16 protein-coding genes and 1 pseudogene are annotated in these 18434 nt (G+C 60.5%); 1 reads left to right on the forward strand and 16 read right to left on the reverse strand.

Going from position 1 to position 18434, the window contains the following annotated elements:
• Positions 1–92: 92 nt before the first annotated feature.
• The 6 genes from APH42_RS14715 to APH42_RS14740 form a co-directional block, all read right to left on the reverse strand.
• Entirely contained in the window at positions 93–1511 is a 1419-nt protein-coding gene (locus tag APH42_RS14715) for an efflux transporter outer membrane subunit (RefSeq protein WP_060493613.1), read from the reverse strand.
• Complete coding sequence (locus APH42_RS14720; protein WP_012269986.1) at positions 1508–2383, reverse strand: HlyD family secretion protein; 876 nt, start codon at positions 2381–2383, stop codon at positions 1508–1510. Before APH42_RS14720 ends, APH42_RS14715 begins: the two co-directional genes overlap by 4 nt.
• Positions 2380–2592: a DUF1656 domain-containing protein gene (locus APH42_RS14725; protein WP_003255905.1), complete on the reverse strand. Its 213-nt coding sequence runs from the start codon at positions 2590–2592 to the stop codon at positions 2380–2382. Before APH42_RS14725 ends, APH42_RS14720 begins: the two co-directional genes overlap by 4 nt.
• A complete protein-coding gene (locus tag APH42_RS14730; RefSeq protein ID WP_012269985.1) occupies positions 2589–4676 on the reverse strand; it encodes an FUSC family protein in 2088 nt (695 codons plus the stop codon). Before APH42_RS14730 ends, APH42_RS14725 begins: the two co-directional genes overlap by 4 nt.
• Entirely contained in the window at positions 4673–5125 is a 453-nt protein-coding gene (locus tag APH42_RS14735) for a MarR family winged helix-turn-helix transcriptional regulator (protein WP_060493614.1), read from the reverse strand. Before APH42_RS14735 ends, APH42_RS14730 begins: the two co-directional genes overlap by 4 nt.
• 144 nt (positions 5126–5269) lie before the next feature.
• Positions 5270–6064, reverse strand: coding sequence for a tetratricopeptide repeat protein (locus tag APH42_RS14740; protein ID WP_012269983.1), 795 nt, complete (start codon positions 6062–6064; stop codon positions 5270–5272).
• A 206-nt stretch (positions 6065–6270) separates the two neighbouring features.
• On the opposite strand from APH42_RS14740, the gene APH42_RS14745 reads away from it, so the two are divergent.
• A complete protein-coding gene (locus APH42_RS14745; RefSeq protein ID WP_012269982.1) occupies positions 6271–6834 on the forward strand; it encodes a WYL domain-containing protein in 564 nt (187 codons plus the stop codon).
• A gap of 291 nt (positions 6835–7125) precedes the next feature.
• Here APH42_RS14745 and APH42_RS14750 read toward each other — a convergent pair whose 3' ends face one another.
• The 10 genes and pseudogenes from APH42_RS14750 to APH42_RS14800 all read right to left on the reverse strand — a co-directional run.
• Positions 7126–7485 carry a hypothetical protein gene (locus tag APH42_RS14750; protein WP_223296394.1) on the reverse strand — a complete coding sequence of 120 codons (360 nt, stop codon included), beginning with the start codon at positions 7483–7485 and terminating at the stop codon, positions 7126–7128.
• A complete protein-coding gene (locus tag APH42_RS14755) occupies positions 7482–8105 on the reverse strand; it encodes a hypothetical protein (protein WP_012269980.1) in 624 nt (207 codons plus the stop codon). The genes APH42_RS14750 and APH42_RS14755 overlap by 4 nt, the downstream gene beginning before the upstream one ends.
• A 448-nt stretch (positions 8106–8553) precedes the next feature.
• Positions 8554–9537: a hypothetical protein gene (locus APH42_RS14765; RefSeq protein ID WP_060493615.1), complete on the reverse strand. Its 984-nt coding sequence runs from the start codon at positions 9535–9537 to the stop codon at positions 8554–8556.
• A 9-nt stretch (positions 9538–9546) separates the two neighbouring features.
• Positions 9547–10033, reverse strand: a pseudogene (locus APH42_RS14770) (Hcp family type VI secretion system effector).
• A 210-nt stretch (positions 10034–10243) separates the two neighbouring features.
• The gene (locus APH42_RS14775) at positions 10244–11107 is read right to left on the reverse strand and encodes an ABC transporter permease (protein WP_012269977.1); all 864 of its coding nucleotides are present in this window, start codon (positions 11105–11107) and stop codon (positions 10244–10246) included.
• A 14-nt stretch (positions 11108–11121) separates the two neighbouring features.
• Positions 11122–11985, reverse strand: a complete 864-nt coding sequence (locus APH42_RS14780) for an ABC transporter ATP-binding protein (protein ID WP_012269976.1) — start codon at positions 11983–11985, stop codon at positions 11122–11124.
• A 6-nt stretch (positions 11986–11991) separates the two neighbouring features.
• On the reverse strand, positions 11992–13011 hold the full coding sequence (locus APH42_RS14785; RefSeq protein WP_060493616.1) for an ABC transporter substrate-binding protein: 1020 nt from the start codon (positions 13009–13011) through the stop codon (positions 11992–11994).
• Between the two features lie 18 nt (positions 13012–13029).
• Positions 13030–13929, reverse strand: a complete 900-nt coding sequence (locus APH42_RS14790; RefSeq protein ID WP_012269974.1) for a TauD/TfdA family dioxygenase — start codon at positions 13927–13929, stop codon at positions 13030–13032.
• Positions 13930–14127: 198 nt separating this feature from the next.
• Positions 14128–14469, reverse strand: coding sequence for a hypothetical protein (locus tag APH42_RS14795; protein WP_012269973.1), 342 nt, complete (start codon positions 14467–14469; stop codon positions 14128–14130).
• A gap of 144 nt (positions 14470–14613) precedes the next feature.
• Positions 14614–18434, reverse strand: a 3821-nt coding sequence (locus APH42_RS14800) for an immunoglobulin-like domain-containing protein (protein ID WP_256217829.1), incomplete at its 5' end; no start/stop codon positions are given.

Genomic DNA, 18434 nt, shown 5'->3' on the forward strand with positions numbered 1-18434 from the left:
GCTTCCCTCAAGGGTGCAGGGCGGATTTCATGAAAAATCTTGGTACAAATCAGATGAAGTGGGGCATGAACATCCACCCCACAAGGATCTCATCAGTGCTTGGCGGTGTCCTTCCAGCCCCCGCCCAACGCCAGGAATACCCCGATTTGCCCCATCGCCACCTGGCTATTGGCCGCCGCCAGCTGAGCACGCATATCAGTGTAAGTCCGCGTCGCCTGCAAATCCGCCAGGAACGACTCACGCCCTGCCTGGTAATAGCGGTGCGTCTGGTCCGCCGCTTCCTTGGCCGATTTCTCCGCCTCGGCCAGCGCATCACGCCGGTCCAGTAAGGCGCTGTACTGCGCCAGGCGCGTCTGAGTTTCGCGAATGGCGTTCAGCACCACCCCATCGAAGTTCGCCAAGGCTGCCTGGGTAGAAGCTTCGGCCATGCGAATGCGCGCGCGGGTACCGTTGGTGGGGATACTCCAGCTGATCTGCGGGCCGAAGCCCCAGCGGTTGGTTGCAGGCTCGCCGAGGTTTTCCAGGATACCGATAGTGCCCACCTGAGCGCCGATGCTGATGTCCGGGTACAGTGCGCCCGTGGCGACGCCGATGGAGGCCGTGGCAGCAGCCAGCTGACGCTCGGCCTGGCGCACGTCGGGGCGGCGCTTGAGCAACGCGGCGCCATCGCCTACCGGAACCAGCTGGTTCAGGTGCGGCAGTTCGGCACAATCAGCGGTGCCCGCAGGCAGCTGGCCGACGGGTTTGGCCAACAGAGCCGCCAGGGTATACATGCCGGTCTCGCGCTCGGCTTTGAAACGTGGCAGTTCGGCGCGCAGGGATTTGAACTGAGTCTGCGAGCGGGTGACCTGGGTTTCATCACCACGCCCGGCATCACGCAGGCGCTGGTTGAGCGTCACGCTCTGTTCCTGCAAGTCGAGCGACTCGCGGGCAATGTGGTACTCCTCGTTGGCCGAGCACACCTGGGTGTAGGCCTTGACCACGTCTGCCACCAAGGTAATACGAGCAGTATCGGCAGCGGCCTGCACTGCGTCGGCGTTGGCCTTGGCCGCTTCGGTGCCGCGCTTGAAGGTGCCCCACAAGTCGAACTGGTACGAGGCGCTGATGATGGCCTCACCGATGTTGGCCACCGGTACTTTTTCCGGCAACAGGAAGGCTTCGCCCGACTCCTGCAGGCGCTGGGCGCCAAGCTTGACGCCACCGTTGAAGCCGCCTTGCGATTCGGCCACCTCCACTTGGGCCCGGGCCTTGGCGATGTTGGCCGCGGCCACGCGCAGCTCGGTGTTGGCACTCAGTGCCTGACGCACCAGCTCGTTCAGCCGTTGGTCCTGATACAGCTGCCACCAGTCTTCGGGCACCGGTGCCGAAACCACGCTGTCGGCATCCTGGCGCAGCGGGCCGTTCAGGTCGCTGCGTTGCACCGCCGCATCCTTCGGCACCTCATAGTCGGGCCCCACCATCATGCAGGCCCCCAACGACAGGCACAGGCCAGCCAGGATCAGCTGTTTCATGGGCGCTGGCCCTCGATAATCGACACCGTGGCAGTACGCCCGGCGATCATGCGGAAGTCTTGCGGCACTTCGTCAAAGGCGATGCGCACCGGAATGCGCTGAGCCAGGCGCACCCAGCTGAAGGCCGGGTTGACGTTGGGCAGCAGGTTGGCACCGCTGCTGCGGTCACGGTCTTCGATGCCAGCGGCAAAGCTCTGTACGTGGCCGCGCAGCCGGGTGTTGTCGCCCATGACGCGGATGTCCACGGCGTCGCCGATTTGGATGCCACCCAGCTTGGTTTCTTCGAAATAACCGTCGACGTGGTATGAGGCACTGTCGACCACCGACAGCACCGGGCGGCCAGCGGTGACGAACTCGTGGTTACGCGGCGCGCGGTCGTTGAGGTAGCCATCCACCGGGCTGCGCACGACCGAACGGTCAAGGTTGAGCTGGGCAGTATCGACCGCCACCTGCGCCTCGCTGACGGCCGAACGGGCGCGGGCCTCGCGAGACTGGCTTTCTTCCAATTGCTCGGCGGCCACCAGGTTGCCCAGCTTGCGGTTGCGCTGCGCTTCGCGCGAAGCCTGGGCCAGGGTTTCCTGGCGTTCGCCGAGGGTTGCCTTGGCCTGGCGCAGGGCCAGGCTGAAGCGGTCCTGGTCGATGGTGAACAGCACGTCGCCGCGCTTGACGGTCTGGTTGTCGCGCACCTCGACCTTCTGGATCAACCCCGACACGTCCGGGGCGATCTGGATCACGTCGGCGCGGATGTGGCCGTCGCGGGTCCAGGGGGCAAACATGTAGTACACCACCATCTGCCACACGAGCACGGCGGCGAAGGTCACTACCAGCAAGGTCAGGACCACACGGCCCAGGGTCAGCAAAGGTTTTTTCATGGCAGCATCAAGTTTCGGCAAAAGTGGTCCACCGCGCCAAGCAGCACGGCATACAGGGCAACGTTGAACAACGCCCGGTGCCAGACCAGGCGGTAGAAGTGCAGGCGCACCAGCACCGCATGCACCCCCAGGAACAGCAGGTAGGTGCCAAACATCATCACCAGCAGCGTAGGCAGGAACACCCCGCTGATATCCAGTTCACCAATCACAGGGGTGCTCCGTCGAGGCCGGGGGGCAGTTGCGGTTGTTCGGCGGGTTCGAGCATCACCTCCACACCTGGCAGCAACGCCAGGCGCAGGCCGCTCAGGGCATGCAGCAGGTGGGTGCGGGCATCGCCGCGCTCGTACAGCTCATCCAGGTTCAGCGCCAGCCGGGCGCGCTCCATGTTGCGCAGCAGCGCGGCTGGTGCGTGCAGGCGCTCGCCGGCACGCAGGCAGGCGGCATAGTGCGCGCCGACTTCCTCGACCACCGTGCTCAGGCGCTCGCGGGCCTGCTGGCCGGCGCGCGGCATATAGGCCAGCAGGTCGAGCAGGTTCAGCCCCACACGCAGGTCACGCAGTGCCACACCACTGTCCTGGCCGGTTTGCGACAGGCGCGGCAGGTGCTGCATCAGGCGGTCGAGCATCTGCACGCCAACCTGGCGGTGTTCGGCCAGGGTCGCCGGCTCGGTCATTTCGACGATGTCACGCCAGGCGAAGCGGGTCATGCGCTTGGCCGCCAGCTCCACGCCGAACGGGCGCATCACCAGGGTCCAGATGAAGGCGAACAACAAGCCAACGGGACCGGCAAGGTTGGAGTTGAGGAAGGTGAAGAAGTCGGCGTCGTAGGCGCCCTGGATGCTGATGAAGGTCGAGGTGTTGACGATGGTCAGCAAGGTGCCCAGGTAAAACCTCGGCTGCACGGTGAGGGTGCCGATGCAGATGAACGGCACGGCGAAAGCCAGCACCAGCATCGGGAAATCGTGCAGGTTGGGCAACACCAGGAACAGGTACAGGCTGGAGAAGATGACCGACATCAGCGTCCAGAAGAAAAACCGGTAGATCTGCGGCGCCGGGTCGTCCATGGCGGCGAAGAAGCTGCACGACACGGCCGCGAGGATCACCGCGCTGGCGCCGTCGTTCCAGCCCAGGCCGATCCACAGGCCGCAAGCGACGACGATCGCCAATACGGTGGAGGCCACCGAATACAGCATCAGGCCACGGTCGAAGAAGGCCGTCAGGCGGCCCAGGCGCCAGTGGCGGTACACCGCGCGCCAGGGCTTGGCATCATCGGTACGCAGGGCGTGCTGCAGGGTGCAGCAGTCCTGCCACAGGTCAGCCCATTCGGTCAGGCGGTACAGGGCGTTGGACAGCAGCAGCTCGGCGCGCTGGTCTAGGGCCGCAGCACCTGGCTGCAGGCGGTCGATCTGCTCGTGCAGCGTGGTCCAGCGTGCGACCGAGGGGCTGTCGGCAGTGCCTTTCAGCCATTCGCGAGCGGCCTCAAGCACAGGTTGAAGCTGAGCGAACTGGGCCGGGGCGCGGCCTTCCAGGGCCACCAGGGCGTCGTCGAGCGCGTCGATCACCGGCAGCAGGTGAATCATCCGCCCACGCAACTCGCGGGCGTTCTTCACGGTATGCGGGCCGGCACCTTCGTGGCCGAGCTGACCGATCATCAGCTCCAGCGAGTTGAAGGTAGCAACCATCGCCCCACGCATACCGCCGATCTTGTCGGCGCTGACCTCACGGGCCAGGTAGATGTCGCTGTAGCGGATCGCCTCGGTGAACCAGTTACTGGTGGCGCCGACCACCACCGGCGCCAGCCGGCGCGGCCAGAAAATGGCCCCGACCACCGCCGCGCAGACGATACCCAGGCAGATTTCCTGGGCGCGAGAAGACGCTACGTCGAACACCGCCAACGGGTTATCCACTACCGCCAGCGCGATCATCGGCAGGGTGTAGCCGGCCAGCATCAGCACGTAGTTGTTGGCCGTGCGCAGGTTCAGCGAAAGGAACAGCAAGGTGCCTGTCCACAGGGCAATGGCGATGCTCAGCAGCAACGGTGACTGCACCAGCGGCGGCACCAGGAAAATGGCCCCACCGGCGCCAAGCAACGTGCCCACGGCGCGGTACAGCGCCTTTGAGCTGGTCGGGCCGACGAACGGGCTGGAGACGATGTACACCGTGGCCATCGCCCAATAGGGGCGCGGCAGCTGCATGAGCAACGCGATGTACAAGGCGATCATGGAGGCAGCGAAAGTACGCACGCCGTAGAACCAGTCGCGGGCCGGGGGAACCGAGCTGAAGAAGCCGTTCATGCCGCCCCGCCCGAGCTGCCCAGGCCTGCAGCCTCGAAGGCGCGCAGCACGCGCAAGGCGGCTTCCAGGTCGGCCTGGTCGATACCGTGCAGCACATCGCGGCGCAGGCGCACCAGTTCGGCCTCGATGGCTTCGGCCAAGGCACGGCCTTCGGCGGTCAGGCTCAGGGCCTTGGCGCGGCGATCCAGTGGATCCTCGCTGCGGCACACCAGGCCGGCCTTGCACAGTTGATCGAGCAGACGCACCAGAGAAGGGCTTTCCAGGCCGGCAGCCTGTGCCACGGCCACCTGGTGCACACCGTCACCCAGGCGCACGATCATCAGCAGCGGCGCGGCGCAGGCCTCGGAAATGCCGTAACCGGTCAGGGCGGTATGGCAGATGCGCCGCCAGTGGCGGGCCGCAACCACCATGCCACTGCTGACTTGCAGGCGCAGTAGATCAAGGGACATGAGGGGAACCAAGCATATTCATAGTTTGCTAACTATCAATATACGCCTTGCCCTCCCCCCGCCGTCAACAGGGGGTGACGAGGGGTATGGATGAATTGTTGTTCATGCTGGAGCTTTTTACCTGCCGGCACAGGCTGCAGACGATCAGGATTGGATCTGATCTTCCAACTTCATGGTCAAAGCCAAGGTGCTACCCATTTGCACTGCCCGGTCCCGCCACTCCTGGTAGCGCACCACGTCACGGCTGCTGAAATGCACTGCCAATTCCTCTGCCGCCTGCACGACTCCCGCCGCTGCCGCCAGCTCCAGCCAGTACAGCGCCGCCTTGAGGTCGGCCTCTACATACAGCCCGTGCATCAACCGGTAGCCCACCTCGAAACGGCAACGCGCCTCGCCCCGCTCGGCCCCGCGCAGGAACCACTGGTAGGCCTGCACCAGGTCTACCTGCCAATCCAGGTCGCCATCGCACACCTCCTCCTCATACAGGTCTCCCAGCGCCGCCGCGGCATGCAGCATCCCGCGCTCGAAGGCCTGGCGGTAGCACTCCGCCGCCTGCACGTAGGAAGGCTCGATGCCCTTGCCGAAGTAGTGCTGCTGCCCAAGGTTGAACCAGGCAGCAGCATTGCCCTGCAGGGCCGCCATGCGCAACAGGTGCCCGGCCAATTCGGTATCGGCGCGCCAGTACTTGCCGTTGAGCCAGATCCAGCCAAGGTCATTCAGTGCCGCCACACTGCCTTGCAACGCCTGACGGCGAAGGTCGACATACACTGCCTGCAGGTCGCTGGCCTCATCCAGGCGGTTGACCAGCAGCGACCGCTGGCTGGGCAAGCCCACACCGGCAAACAGCCGCTGTCGCCTCCCGACGGGAGCCGGTGGGGCGATGACCCGCTCGGGTAGAAGGCGGGCAAGCAGCGAATGGATATTGCTGGCAGCAGACATGTTCATCCTCATTGAACGACGCACAACCCAACCTTCGGTTGTGATGAGGCGTGATTCTGCGTGACGTCACGTCAAAACCTGTCGCGAACGATTCGGCACGAGGCAACCAAATGCGACTTCCTTGATCTGAGCGGGCTGTGGCCAATTGCCACGCCCCTCGCGTGCCGCCATCCTATTGCGGCAAGCCTAGACAAGGACGTTATCTTTTGCCGTTCGCCACCACTCGCGCCACCCTCAGCCGACAGTGGGCGCTGCTGCGCCAGCTGCCCAGCCGCTCTCCAGGCATTACCAGCGCCGAGTTGGTGTGGCGCCTGCGTGACGTGGGCTTTACGGTCAGCAAACGCACCGTCGAGCGCGACCTCAATGAGCTGTCGCTGATCTTTCCGCTGGAACGTAATGACAAGAGTATTCCGTTTGGCTGGCACTGGTCGGCCAGTGCCGTGGGCGAGTTGCGCGGTAACTTCGACTTGCTCACGCATCTGCGAGGGGATGCGTTGCAACCGGCGCAGGGAGAAGGCATGGAGTTGGTGGCACGGATCAGCGATGCACTGGCGCGGCAGTTGCGGGTTGCCCCCTTGAGCAGCGATATGCAGCTGACAGCGCTGGAGCATGGGCATCGGTTACGCGCCACGGTGAGCGATGGTTGGCCATTGCGCTGGTGGCTGTTGAGCCATGGGGATGGGGTGGTGGTGGAGCAGCCTGCTGACTTGCGTGAAGAGATTGGCAAGATCCTGAGCAGTGCGGCGGCTCAGTACCAGAGTAGCCTCTGAGATAGCGCACTGCCCGAGCGGAATGTTGCACGCACTCCCTCAGTACCCGTCTAAAACCGTGCCAGCCCGACATTCCGTACCTAACCGGATAACTGCAGCGCAATCAGCGATTAAAAAGGCAAACCGAAAAACTTCATCACACCATTGAAAAAAGAAACAAGATTGTGAAAATCAACCCGTGGGGAGTGTCACATCCAACGCAACCCCGCTATAGGCACGTGTTTTGGTCTGAACCGCAGTCTTCCACCTCCATGTTTGCGTCACGAGTTCCTTCAAATTATTACCGCCCTTCTAAAAAGAACCGAGAAACAGGAAGACCATAGAAGAGATAAACATTGTGCACCATGCCCCGACCAAAACCCTTTTTATCGAATTTGGAAAATCTCGCAACTGATCCACATCAACCAATCTTCTACGCGCAAATACACCCGGCATCGTCAATACTGTTGATATGGTACAGATACGCATTATTTTTCCTATAACTCCTGCTGGCGCATAGAGTTTTTTGTTCCCGGAAACATAAACACTCTTCGACAGTAACTCTTCAATCTCATCAAGATACCGCACAGCCACGAACACAAGCACCAACAGCGCTGCCATACCCAAGAAGAAGAAACCCACAGCAACTAAGTTCATCTCAAATTGATTCACGATTTTTTATTCTCGTAGATAATTTCCCCGAGCCACTCGCCGCCCTCTTTACCTTTGTCACCGCCTACTTCACCTCCAACAACTCCACCGACAACGGCGCATACTAGAGCACCAGGCCCGCCAGTCGGTAGTCCGAATACTACCGTGCATATCAGGGACGCTGTGGCACCTCCCAAAGCACCCAGCATAGCGCTTCCACCTAGGCCCCCGATTAAGCCACTCCCCTCTATATACTTGGCTTTTCTGCATTCTTCCTCACGCCCAATGGTGCACGCCTTATGAATGGATAAACCTGTCGCGGCCACATCCAATGCAATGCCAATATAGGCTCCTTTCTTGATCAGACTCGCAGCCTTCGCCACTCCCGTTACCTTCTCGGCATATCCGGAAATCTCCCCGGTACTCAGATAGCGCTTGGTGGATAGCTGCAGCATCCGCTTGATCGATCCCTGATTGCGTAGACCAGAACCGTAAGCGGCAGTCTTCCCCAGCTGCTCATCCAACGTCCTGAACAGCGCCGCACGTTTGGCGTAGAACTCTTCTCGTACCCTGAACGCACCACCACTCATATGCACGTGGTGCAGTTGCTCGATCTGCTCCAGCGGTAATCGGCTGTTCATCGATTGCTGATCAGGAATGCTTTGCTGCAGCCGGCAGGGGTCGATACTTTTGGGGCGACTCTTGCTATGTGCAGCACCGGCCAGTGTAAGCTAACGCAAGTACAGCCAGGCGCGGAACACTAACATGGATAGGATTTCGATAGTCAAAGCCAGCCAGAGCCCAATGAGTGTCCGTTTCATTTTTAGTGGGAAATTGTTTACTTCCTTCATGTTGATGAGCCCGCGACGGGCATAAATAGCCGGCATTGTCATCATGCAAGCAATACAGCATGTGCGTAAGACTTTCCCTGGTAGTCCAGCCCGGAGAAAGGTGCTCCTTATTCCTTGTATATAGCTTGATTTTTCTAGTAAGGATTCAATTCGTTCAACGTAAAAATGAGCAATATAAATAAGCAAAATTAGGATTATCAGCCCTGGGCTAAAAACAAGCAGCGCCACCCAACCGGGCTCAATTGGTATCATCTGAGACCTTGCGATAAATCAGATCGCCAATAAATTCTCCACCCGCATTTCCTATTTCGCCTCCAACGGCACCCCCTACTGCTCCGCCCACAACCCCACAGACTAGAGCACCAGGTCCGGTCACTGCACCAAGGACAACTGCGCAACCGGTCGTGGCAATTGCGCCACCGAATGCACCGCCTAGACTGCCTCCCGTCAAGCCTAATACTAATGAGCTACCTTCGACATATTTTGCTCTGGTGCATTCTTCTTCTCGCCCAAGTATACAAGCTTTGTGAATTTCCAACCCCGTAGCGGCGACATCCAATGCGACCCCGAGGTATCCCCCTTTCTTGATCATATCCGCAGCCCTAGCGACTCCGGCTACCTTGTCGGCATATTTTGAAATTTCCCCGGTACTCAAGTAGCTTTTGCTAGAGAGCTGCAACATCCGCTTGATCGACCCATGATTCTTTAGCCCTGTGCCGTATGCAGCGGCCCGCCCGAGCTGTTCATCCAGGGTTCCGAACAACACCGCGCGCTTTGCATAAAACTCTTCGCGCTCCCTGAATGCACCCCCGCTCATATGCGCGCGGTGCAGTTGCTCGATCTGCTCCAGCGTCTTCTTGATCGCATCCAGATGCCTGGCCCAGCCATCGCTCGCTGCCCCTGCCCCTATCGACGCATGGGCCAGTAGACTCTGTAGCATCTCGAAGTTTTCCAGCAAGAACCCGTCGACACCGCCACCGTTGAGCATGATGTCGCGGTGGATGCCCGCCGCCTTGGCCATTAGAAAGGCTTCATGGCTGGTGCAGGAGGCAGTGTCGGGATCACCGACGATTACCAGTTCACCGGCCAAGACCACCGTATTGACGATATGCGCATTGAGCACATCGAACTTGGCCTGCTGGTTGGCGCTCATGGGCGTGCCATTTTTCAGGGTCGCGTAGTTCTGCGCCCTTGGATTTATAAAGCTGCGTGCCTCGGACATGGTCGTTCCTCACGCAAACTTCTTGTTGGCAATTCGGTCCCAGCCACCGGTCACATTGCCGCCGGCACTGCCGTCGACGCGCTGCTGCCGGGTGTAGGTAGTCTTGATACGGCCGTAGTTGAGCTGGATGATTTCGGTCGGCACACCGGCATGCGCGCTTTGTGCGTAGTCGGCGATGATCACCTCTTCGAGCACCACTTCGTAGTACTTGAGCTTGTCGCTACCGGCGCGGCAGACGACCAGCTTCACTTCCTTCAGGTGCTGCCCCGCGCAACTGGCTTCGAGCAGTTTACAACTGGCGTTGTCCAGATACTTGGTGAAGGTCAGATTGCTCAGCGTGGTGCGCCCGGAAGTGGCGCCGCCTGCAGAACTCGCGGTGACGGAGGTGCTTTGGCTGGCACCAAATGTGTAACCGAGGATCTCGATCCAGTTGCTGTATTGCTCGTCTTTTGCTTCCAGCGATTTCCGCGATTTGAATATAGGCATCGAAAGCCATGATTACTGTTCCTTGTAAATGACGGAGCGGAACAGGCTAGGCTCGGGAAAGAACGGCCGCAATCTTTCTATGGAGATCGATGCAAGATTCAGAAGTTTCCTACGAATTTCACGATCTTTTTGGATAACAGATGTTTGAAAGTATTTCTGGATTTGGTTAGCGGCCCGCACGCCGCAACAAACCTGCGTACGGCCGCCATGACAATACCGTTTACCGCTGCATCCCCCAACGCCGCACGGTCAGCCGCTCCAGTGTATTGAACACCAACCCTTCCACCAGCAAACCAATCAGGATCACCACCGCCAACCCGGCAAACACCTTGTCGGTATACAGCTCGTTGCGGTTCTGGAAGATGTACCAGCCCAGCCCGCCTTTGCCGCTGCTGGCACCAAACACCAACTCGGCAGCGATCAGCGTGCGCCAGGCGAACGCCCAGCCGATCTTCAACCCCGACAAGATCGACGGCAAGGCTGCCGGCACCAGGATGTGCAGCACTAGCCGCAACCCTTTGAGGCCATAGTTACGCCCAGCCATGCGCAGCGTTTCCGACACACCAAGGAAACCGGCATAGGTATTCAGCGCCAGCGCCCACAGCACCGAATGCACCAGCACGAAGATCAGGCTGTTATCACCCAGCCCAAACCACAGCAAGGCCAACGGCAACAGGGCAATGGCCGGCAATGGGTTGAACATCGAGGTTAACGTGCCCAGCAAGTCCCGCCCCAGTTGGGTCGAAACCGCCAGGCTAGTCAAGCCGAAAGCCAGGACGATACCCAGCACATAGCCCTTGAGCAGTATCACCAGCGAAACCCCGACCTTGGCGGGCAGCTCGCCACTCACAAGGCCGTCCCACAGGGCCGCGGCGGTTTGCAGGAAGCTCGGCAACAGCAGGTCATTATCCTGATAGCGAGCAACGGCCTCCCATAGCACAGCGATTACCAGCAGGATCAGCGCCTTGCGCAGCCAGCCTTGCTGCCACAGGCGTTGGGCCAAGGGGAGTTGGCGTTCCAGGGGCACACTGAGCAGGGGCTCCAGCTGCACCTCGTATTCCTGGCGTACAGGTGTAGTGGTCATGGCTGAAGCTCCTGTCAGTAGGCGATGCGGATATCGTTGAAACCAAGGTCGTCGGGCTGTTCCGGGACGTCTGCCTCATCGAACAGCAAGCGGTGGATACGCCTTGCACTGGCCTGGAAATCGCTGCCGCCCAGGCTGCCCAGATCATATTGATGGCTGTGCACTTCCGCCCTCACCCGCCCCGGGTGCGGCGACAGCAGCAGGATGCGGTTGCCCACTACCAGCGCTTCTTCGATGGAATGGGTAACGAACAACAGGGTGAAACGCACCTCTTCCCACAGCAGCAGCAGTTCTTCCTGCATCTTGCGCCGGGTCAGCGCATCCAGTGCAGCGAACGGCTCATCCATCAGCAGGATCTTCGGCTGGGTGGCCAACGCCCTGGCAATCGCCACACGTGCCTTCATACCACCCGACAGGGTGTGCGGATAAGCATCGGCAAAGGCGGCCAGACCAACCTTTTCCAGGTAATGCAGCGCCCGCTCTTCGGCTTCGGCGCGCTTGAGCTGGCCTGCCACCAGCAACGGGAACATGACGTTCTGCTTCACCGTTTTCCACGGCGGCAGTTGGTCGAACTCCTGAAACACCACGATGCGGTCTGGACCTGGGCCATGCACCGCTTGGCCCTGCAGCAGAATCTGCCCTTCCTGCGGTTGAATGAAACCGGCGACGGCTTTGAGCAAGGTGGACTTGCCGCAACCAGAAGGCCCGAGCAGCACGAAACGGTCGGCACGGTCGACTTCGAAGCTGACCTGGTGGGTGGCCCGCACCACGCGCTGCGCGGTGCGGTATTCGAGGCTGAGGTTATCCACCTTGAGCAAAGGCGGCGTGGCGACACGGCTCAGGTTGCTGGCCGTGTGGCCTGGCAAAGGGGCGGTCATGATCGGTCAGCTCCCCTGCAGCGGGCGTTCGTCCTGGAAGAAGTAGTCCTTCCACGATGCCGGCTTGTTCTTGATAGCGCCTACCCGATAGAGGAAGTCGGCCAGCTTGTAGGTGTTCTTTGGCGTGACGGTGAACTCGTACTGCGGGTTGTCGATCAGCTTGATCAGCGCGTCGCGGTCGATCTTGGCCTTGGTCACGCGGATGTAGGTATCGGCTGCGGCGGCTTTGTCCTTCTGAGCGAAGTCTGCGGCTTCGGCCAGGGCGTCGACAAAGGCCTTGTAGGTTTTGGGGTTGTCCTTGCGGAATTTCTCGGTAGCGAACAGCAAGGTCGGCGAGTTGGGGCCAAGCAGGTCGTAGCTGTTGAGCACCACATGCACGTCCTTGTTGGCCAGCACCTGGTCCTGGAACGGTGGGTTGGAGAAGTGCCCGTTCAGCTCAGTGCCACCGGCCAGCAGCGCGGCAGTGGCATCCGGGTGCGGTACGGCCAGGGTGTATTTGTCGAGGCGGTTGTATTCCTTGTCGCCCCACTGCTGGGCGGCGGCGTACTGCAGGAAGCGCGACTGCACCGAAACACCTACCGCGGGCACGGCGATGCGGTCCTTGTCGGAGATGTCGGCGATGGTCTTCACGTTAGGGTTGCTGCTAACCAGGTAGTACGGGAAGTTGCCCAGCGAGGCCACGGCCTTGACGTTCTGCCGCCCTTTGGTGCGGTCCCAGACGGTCAGCAGAGGGCCGACACCGGCGCCGGCGATGTCCACAGAGCCGGACAGCAGTGCATCGTTGATGGCCGAACCACCCGACAACTGCGCCCAGTCGACATCGATGTCGATGCCCTGCTCCTTGCCGTGCTTCTCGATCAGGTGCTGGTCACGCACCACGTTGAGCAGCAGGTAAACGATGCCGAACTGCTCGGCGATGCGGATTTTGCCTTCGGCCTGGGCCGCAGCGGGGGCGGCCAGGCTGCCGATGACCAGGCTCGCGCCGAGGCCGATGCTTGCCGCCAGGCGGCTGATGGAATTGCGCATGATGGGGTTCCTCAGTCGTCAGAACGGGGCATCGCCCTGGATGGTGGTGCGGTACAGCTTGCGCCGCAGGTGTGCGGGGCAGCCGGTGGCCAGGTGGATCAGCGAGCGGTTGTCCCAGAAGACCAGGTCGTGGGGCTGCCACTGGTGGCGGTAGATGTTCTTCTCCAGCACGCTCAAGGCGTACAGCTGTTGCAGCACGTCGCGGCTTTCGTCGTCTGGCAGGCCGACGATGCGGGTGGTGAAGCCTTCGCTGACGAACAGGGCCTTGCGGCCGTTTTCCGGGTGGGTGCGGACCACCGGGTGGATGACTTCCTGTACCTGCGCCAATTGCTCGGCGGTCAGGGTCGGGCGCCAGTTGCCTTCGAATTTGGTCTCGGCGTAACGGGCGGTGTAGGAGTGAGCAGCGCTGCGGCCCTCAACCACTTTGCGCAAGGCGTCGGGTACGGCGTCCCAGGCTTTGTGCATGTCCGCGAACAGGGTGTCGCCGCCTTCGCTGGGCAGCTCCTGGGCATGCAGCATGGAGCCGAGGCTGGGCAGCGCTTTGTACGACAGGTCCGAGTGCCAGAACTTGCCGGCATCACCCAGACCAATGTTTTGACCGTTTTCGACGATGTTGGAAACGATCAGGATCTCGGGATGGCCTGTCAGCAGGAACTGCTTGAGCACATGGATCTGCAACTCACCGAAGCGGCGGCTGAACGTAATCTGCTGTTGCGGGCTGATGCGCTGGTCGCGGAACACCAGTACATGGTGGTCGAGGTGGGCGCGATGAATACGGGCGAAATCCTCGACGTTGACCGGTCTGGCCAGGTCCAGGCCGATGATCTCGGCGCCGACGGCACCGGAGAACGGGCGGATTTCGAAGCATTGCGGCTGGGCGCTGTCGATGGTCGACAAGGCGTTCGAGGCGGCTGACATTTTTCACTCCCACGCAGTGCGCGACTTCAACGGCGCGCAACGATCAGAAACGCACGGGGATTTCCCGTGTGGGTTCAAGTCGTGCGGCGCATCGATTGGTCGACGGGTACGCAGTGGAAGTGACTATAAAGTCATAAGAGCTATATTTTAAATACCTTTAAAGAATAACCATAGCACTGGGATTTGCTCGGTTCGCGATCAGATCAGCCCGCCCTGCTCTTCTTCATCGATGAGGTTGTTCAGGCTGCTGAGTGCCTTGCGCGCCGTGGAGCGGTTGAGCAGCTTGGCCTGGGCACCGGCGGGTAGGTCAGTGATCTTGAATACGCCTTTGGCGGTCAGCACATCGATCAGGTCCTCAAGCACGCGGATCATGTCCAGGTCACTTTGCTTGAGCTGGTTGAGGCTGTTTTCCACGACGTCGTCGGCAAACCACTCCTGGATATCGGCATGGTCGGCAGGGAGCATTTCGGTGAACTGGTCAAAGGCGGCTGCTTCTACCCGCAGCAACTGGCCGGCAGCGTCGCGTTGCACGTAGAACATGGCGGTGTCCCTCGTCACGTTGGTTCCTTGTTGGTAGACAGCAGCATAGGCAAAGATCGCCGGGCACGCAGGCCCGGCGCCAGAGTATGCGCTGTTGGCGAAAGGCAGGAAAGAGCCGGGGCCGCTACGCGGCCCCGGGGTCCATCAGTTGTCCTTGTTGTGAATGATGATGGTCGGGTCAGCACCGCTGATCAACGAATTGATCGTGGTGTTGGACCAGTTCACCCCTTCCAGCTTGATGGTCACATCGGCATTTGCCAGGCCACCGGCGGCGTTGAGCTTGCCTTCGCTGCTGACCTGCAGCGTCGTCGTGCCGTCCACCGTAGTGAGCTTCAGGTAATTGTCGATGGTGCTGCCTTTCTCACCCTGCAGCAGATCGCTCAAGTCGATCTTGTCCTTGTCGCTCAGCTTGAAGTCCTTGATAACGTCGTTGCCGAAGTCGCCAGCCTTCCAAACGAAGGTGTCGGCACCGCTGCCACCGATCAGGATATCGTCGCCGTGGCCACCGATGAGGGTGTCATTGCCACTACCGCCCAGCAGGATGTCGTTACCTCTGCCACCATCGAGGGTGTCGTTACCACCTTGGCCGAAGAGGATATCGTTGCCGTTGCCGCCGGACAGAATGTCATTGCCGTCTTTGGCACCGGAGATATCGAACTCGGTGTAGTGCTCGGTGATGTACTGGTGGACATTGCTGGTGGTGACGGAGCTGACCTCGACACCGCTCTTCTGCGCAACGTAGGTCTGCAGGGCCTGGTAGCCCTCGCTGACAACGCCGTTGAGGGTGATCAAGTCACCGAAGATGATGTCGTTGCCGTTGCCACCGTCGATGGTGTCGGCACCTGGCACCGTTGCTTCGGAGTGGCCAAGAATCGCCTTCGCCAAGTCGGACGGATCGATGTTGGTCTGTGGCTTGCCAGCGCTGTCGTAAGGTTTCAGGTCGTTCAGCGTGACATCGCTGTTCAGGCCGATGGCCTGCACCTTACTCAAGCCGTTGGTGCCGCCCAGCACTGCGAAACTCGCAGTGGAACCCGCCGCCGAATCCACGTAGTTCCAGTAGTCGGCGTAGCCAGTACCACCCAGGCTGGAGAATTCATAGGTGCCATCCCCCTGTGCATGCAAGGTGCCAACCGTCTTGGTGGAGTCATACACCAACTCGCCTTTTTTCTCGGTGTAGGTCAGCACTTTGACTACGCCACTGCTACTGATCTCGACCTTGTGAGTGCTGTCGGCCCAGGCACTGAAGGTATCGCCCATCTTGTAGTTGTTGACGTTGACCACATCATCCAGGTTCTTGCCATTCTTCCACAGGCTAGGGTTGGTGGACTCCCCGCTCTGGTAATAGGTTGGCTTACCGTCGGTGATGAAGTAGGTCAGGTTCTCCGCACCTTTGTTGCTGGTGGCCATGGTGCTGTTGAAGAAGTTGGACGTGGTCTTGAACGCGTCTTCATAGTTGGTGCCGCCACCGTAGTAGCCACCCACCATCGAGTTCAATACCGCCTGCAGCTTGCTCAAGGCATCAGGGTCGGCAAGGTTGACCGCCACGTTCTTGTTCACCTGGGTATCGAAGTCCACCAGGAAGATGTTCACGGTACCGGAGGTGTCGGAACCCAGGCTGGCCTTGAGCGAATTGAACACCGAGGCCAACTGCGTCTTCGCATCGGCAATCGACTTGTCACTCATACTGCCCGAGCTGTCGACCATGAAGGCAATGTTGTAGTTCTTGCCCTGCACCACGTTCAGGCCCGACACGTCGGCGACGATGATGTCGTTGCCTTCGCTGCCGATCATGGTGTCATTGCCCGTGGTACCCACGCTGGCCTTGTAGGTCGCAGCGTATACCGTCACCGGAATGTTGCCGGTGGTGATGGCTGACCCGCCCAGGCTTTCGGTGGCCGTCGAGGTGACAGTGATGTCGAACGAGCCTTTGTAGTAGGCCGGCGGCGTGAGGGTCAATCCGCTGAGTTTCCAGCCAGTCACATCGACCGGGGTGCTGCCTACTGTGACGGTATGGCCTGCACCGTCACTCAGCACGGTACCTTTCGGAATACCGCTGAGGGTCACGTTCAGGGTTTCGGAGCCATCGGTATCGGTCAGGGCGGTGGTAATGCCGACCAGTTTCACCGAGCCACCTTCCGGCCCTTCGTTGAGTTTGTAGCCGTCGTAGTAGCTCTGACCATTGACGGTATGCAGGTCGGACACGCCCAGGCCAGCGTTGGCCATCTCGGTCACGTTCTGGTACATCTTGACGTTCGAGCTGCTCAGGTCGGTGACAGCACCCGAGCCTACCTGGATGTTCAGGTCATAGCTGCCTGGACCAGACTGGTTGGCATGGTAGACCTCGATCGGGTAGTAGCCGCTGGTGTTCGGAGTGAAGGTGCCCGAAACCTGGCCACCCGCGCCCCAGGTGGCCGTGACCACAGTCTTGCCACCGATGGTGACCACGAAGCTGTCGTCAGCCGTACCGCTGAAGGTGTAGGTCTTGCCGGCTTCCAGGTAGATCAGGCCCGACGTTTTCGAGCCGGTGCCAGCGGTGACGCTGCCATCGGACTGCACATTGGTGGTGGTGCTACTGGAGTTGGCATTGCCAGAGTTGGCAAATACTGCCTTCAGGTCCTCGCCGGTTATGCCATTGCCGCCCGTACCCAGGCCTTTGAGGCTGGTCCAGACTTCCTTGGTCAGGCCTTTGGAGTCGATATCCGCACTGCCGAAGCTCAGGGTCGGTTTATCGGCAACCGGGCTGATGTCGACCTTCATGGTCACTTCGCTGCCCAGGTTGGTGCCATCGTTCGGCTTGAACTTGAACTGCGCGTAGTCAGCCTGTTGGTTACCTACACCATTACCACCGTAGTTGTCCGCACCCGACTGGTTGAGGGCCGGGACGAACTTGAGGTTATTGGCAGTAATGTCAGCCTGGCTGATCACCTGGTTGACGGCCACATTCACCCACGCAGTACCGTTGAAGAACTGCAGGCTGCCAGCGGCCGGGAGTGAGGTAATGGTCACGAACAGGCCAGTGTTGCCATCGGCATCAGTGACTTTGAAATCGCTCCAGGCGAACACGTAGTCGGTGTCCTCCACGCCAAATACCGCACCGCCAGGCGAAACAGGCAGGTGGTCGTTGTCGAGGATGGTGGTCGTCACGCTCGACTTGCTGCTATCGACCTGCAGGTTCTCGAAGTTGCCACCGGTGGCAGTTTCGATTTTCACCACGAAGTTCTCGGTACCTTCGACCAGCTTGTCGTCGATGGTAGCGATGTTGAACGTCGTACCGGTGCTGTTGGCCGGGATCTTCACGGTGGTGACACCGCTGAAGTCCTCACCGTTTTTGGCGGTGCCGCTGTAGCTGAGGGTGATGGTGACTTCGGCCTTGGACGCGTTGCTCAGGGTCAGCGTGTACTGGCCGGTTTCGCCTTCGGTCAGCGAAGAGGTGCCAGTGATGCCAACTGTGGTGACGTCGCCCTGGTTGCCGGTACCCGGAGTACCCGAACCTGGCTCGTCGGTGACGCTGGTCGTGACCGAAGTCTTGTCCAGGGTCAGCTTCTCGAACTTGTCCACATCCGTCCCACTGACCGTAGCAATCGACTTGATCACAGGGTCGTTGGCACCGACGTAGACGTTGTCCGGGGCAATCACGGTGGCAGTGCCCACGGTACCGTTGGCCGGCACGGTGATGGTGGTCTTGCCATCGCTCAGCGTGAAAGTCAGCGCCGAGTGGTTGTTGATCGGCAGGCCGTCCTTATTGGTCAGCGTCACGGTGTAGGTGATCACGCCGCCTTCGGTGACCGATGGGGTCGCGGTCAGTTTCGCGATCACTTCGTCGGTGGTGTCGGTGACACTGACCTTCGCCGCGTCGCCCAGTTGCAGGTTCTCGAACGGACGGTTGCCGATGTCAGCGGCCGACTTGATGCCCAGGCTGATTTCACCGGCATCTTTGTAGACGTCGTCGCCCTGCGCCGCGTGCT

This window comes from Pseudomonas sp. NBRC 111140, from assembly GCF_001320885.1.
Lineage (GTDB): Bacteria > Pseudomonadota > Gammaproteobacteria > Pseudomonadales > Pseudomonadaceae > Aquipseudomonas > Aquipseudomonas putida_P.

Bases quoted from the DNA above. Each gene is read 5' to 3' on its own strand.
- APH42_RS14755 (WP_012269980.1), bottom strand. From the start codon at position 8,105: ATGAACAGCCGATTACCGCTGGAGCAGATCGAGCAACTGCACCACGTG.
- APH42_RS14790 (WP_012269974.1), bottom strand. From the start codon at position 13,929: ATGTCAGCCGCCTCGAACGCCTTGTCGACCATCGACAGCGCCCAGCCG.
- APH42_RS14735 (WP_060493614.1), bottom strand. From the start codon at position 5,125: ATGTCCCTTGATCTACTGCGCCTGCAAGTCAGCAGTGGCATGGTGGTT.
- APH42_RS14785 (WP_060493616.1), bottom strand. From the start codon at position 13,011: ATGCGCAATTCCATCAGCCGCCTGGCGGCAAGCATCGGCCTCGGCGCG.
- APH42_RS14780 (WP_012269976.1), bottom strand. From the start codon at position 11,985: ATGACCGCCCCTTTGCCAGGCCACACGGCCAGCAACCTGAGCCGTGTC.
- APH42_RS14775 (WP_012269977.1), bottom strand. From the start codon at position 11,107: ATGACCACTACACCTGTACGCCAGGAATACGAGGTGCAGCTGGAGCCC.
- APH42_RS14795 (WP_012269973.1), bottom strand. From the start codon at position 14,469: ATGTTCTACGTGCAACGCGACGCTGCCGGCCAGTTGCTGCGGGTAGAA.
- APH42_RS14765 (WP_060493615.1), bottom strand. From the start codon at position 9,537: ATGTCCGAGGCACGCAGCTTTATAAATCCAAGGGCGCAGAACTACGCG.
- APH42_RS14730 (WP_012269985.1), bottom strand. From the start codon at position 4,676: ATGAACGGCTTCTTCAGCTCGGTTCCCCCGGCCCGCGACTGGTTCTAC.
- APH42_RS14715 (WP_060493613.1), bottom strand. From the start codon at position 1,511: ATGAAACAGCTGATCCTGGCTGGCCTGTGCCTGTCGTTGGGGGCCTGC.
- APH42_RS14720 (WP_012269986.1), bottom strand. From the start codon at position 2,383: ATGAAAAAACCTTTGCTGACCCTGGGCCGTGTGGTCCTGACCTTGCTG.
- APH42_RS14740 (WP_012269983.1), bottom strand. From the start codon at position 6,064: ATGTCTGCTGCCAGCAATATCCATTCGCTGCTTGCCCGCCTTCTACCC.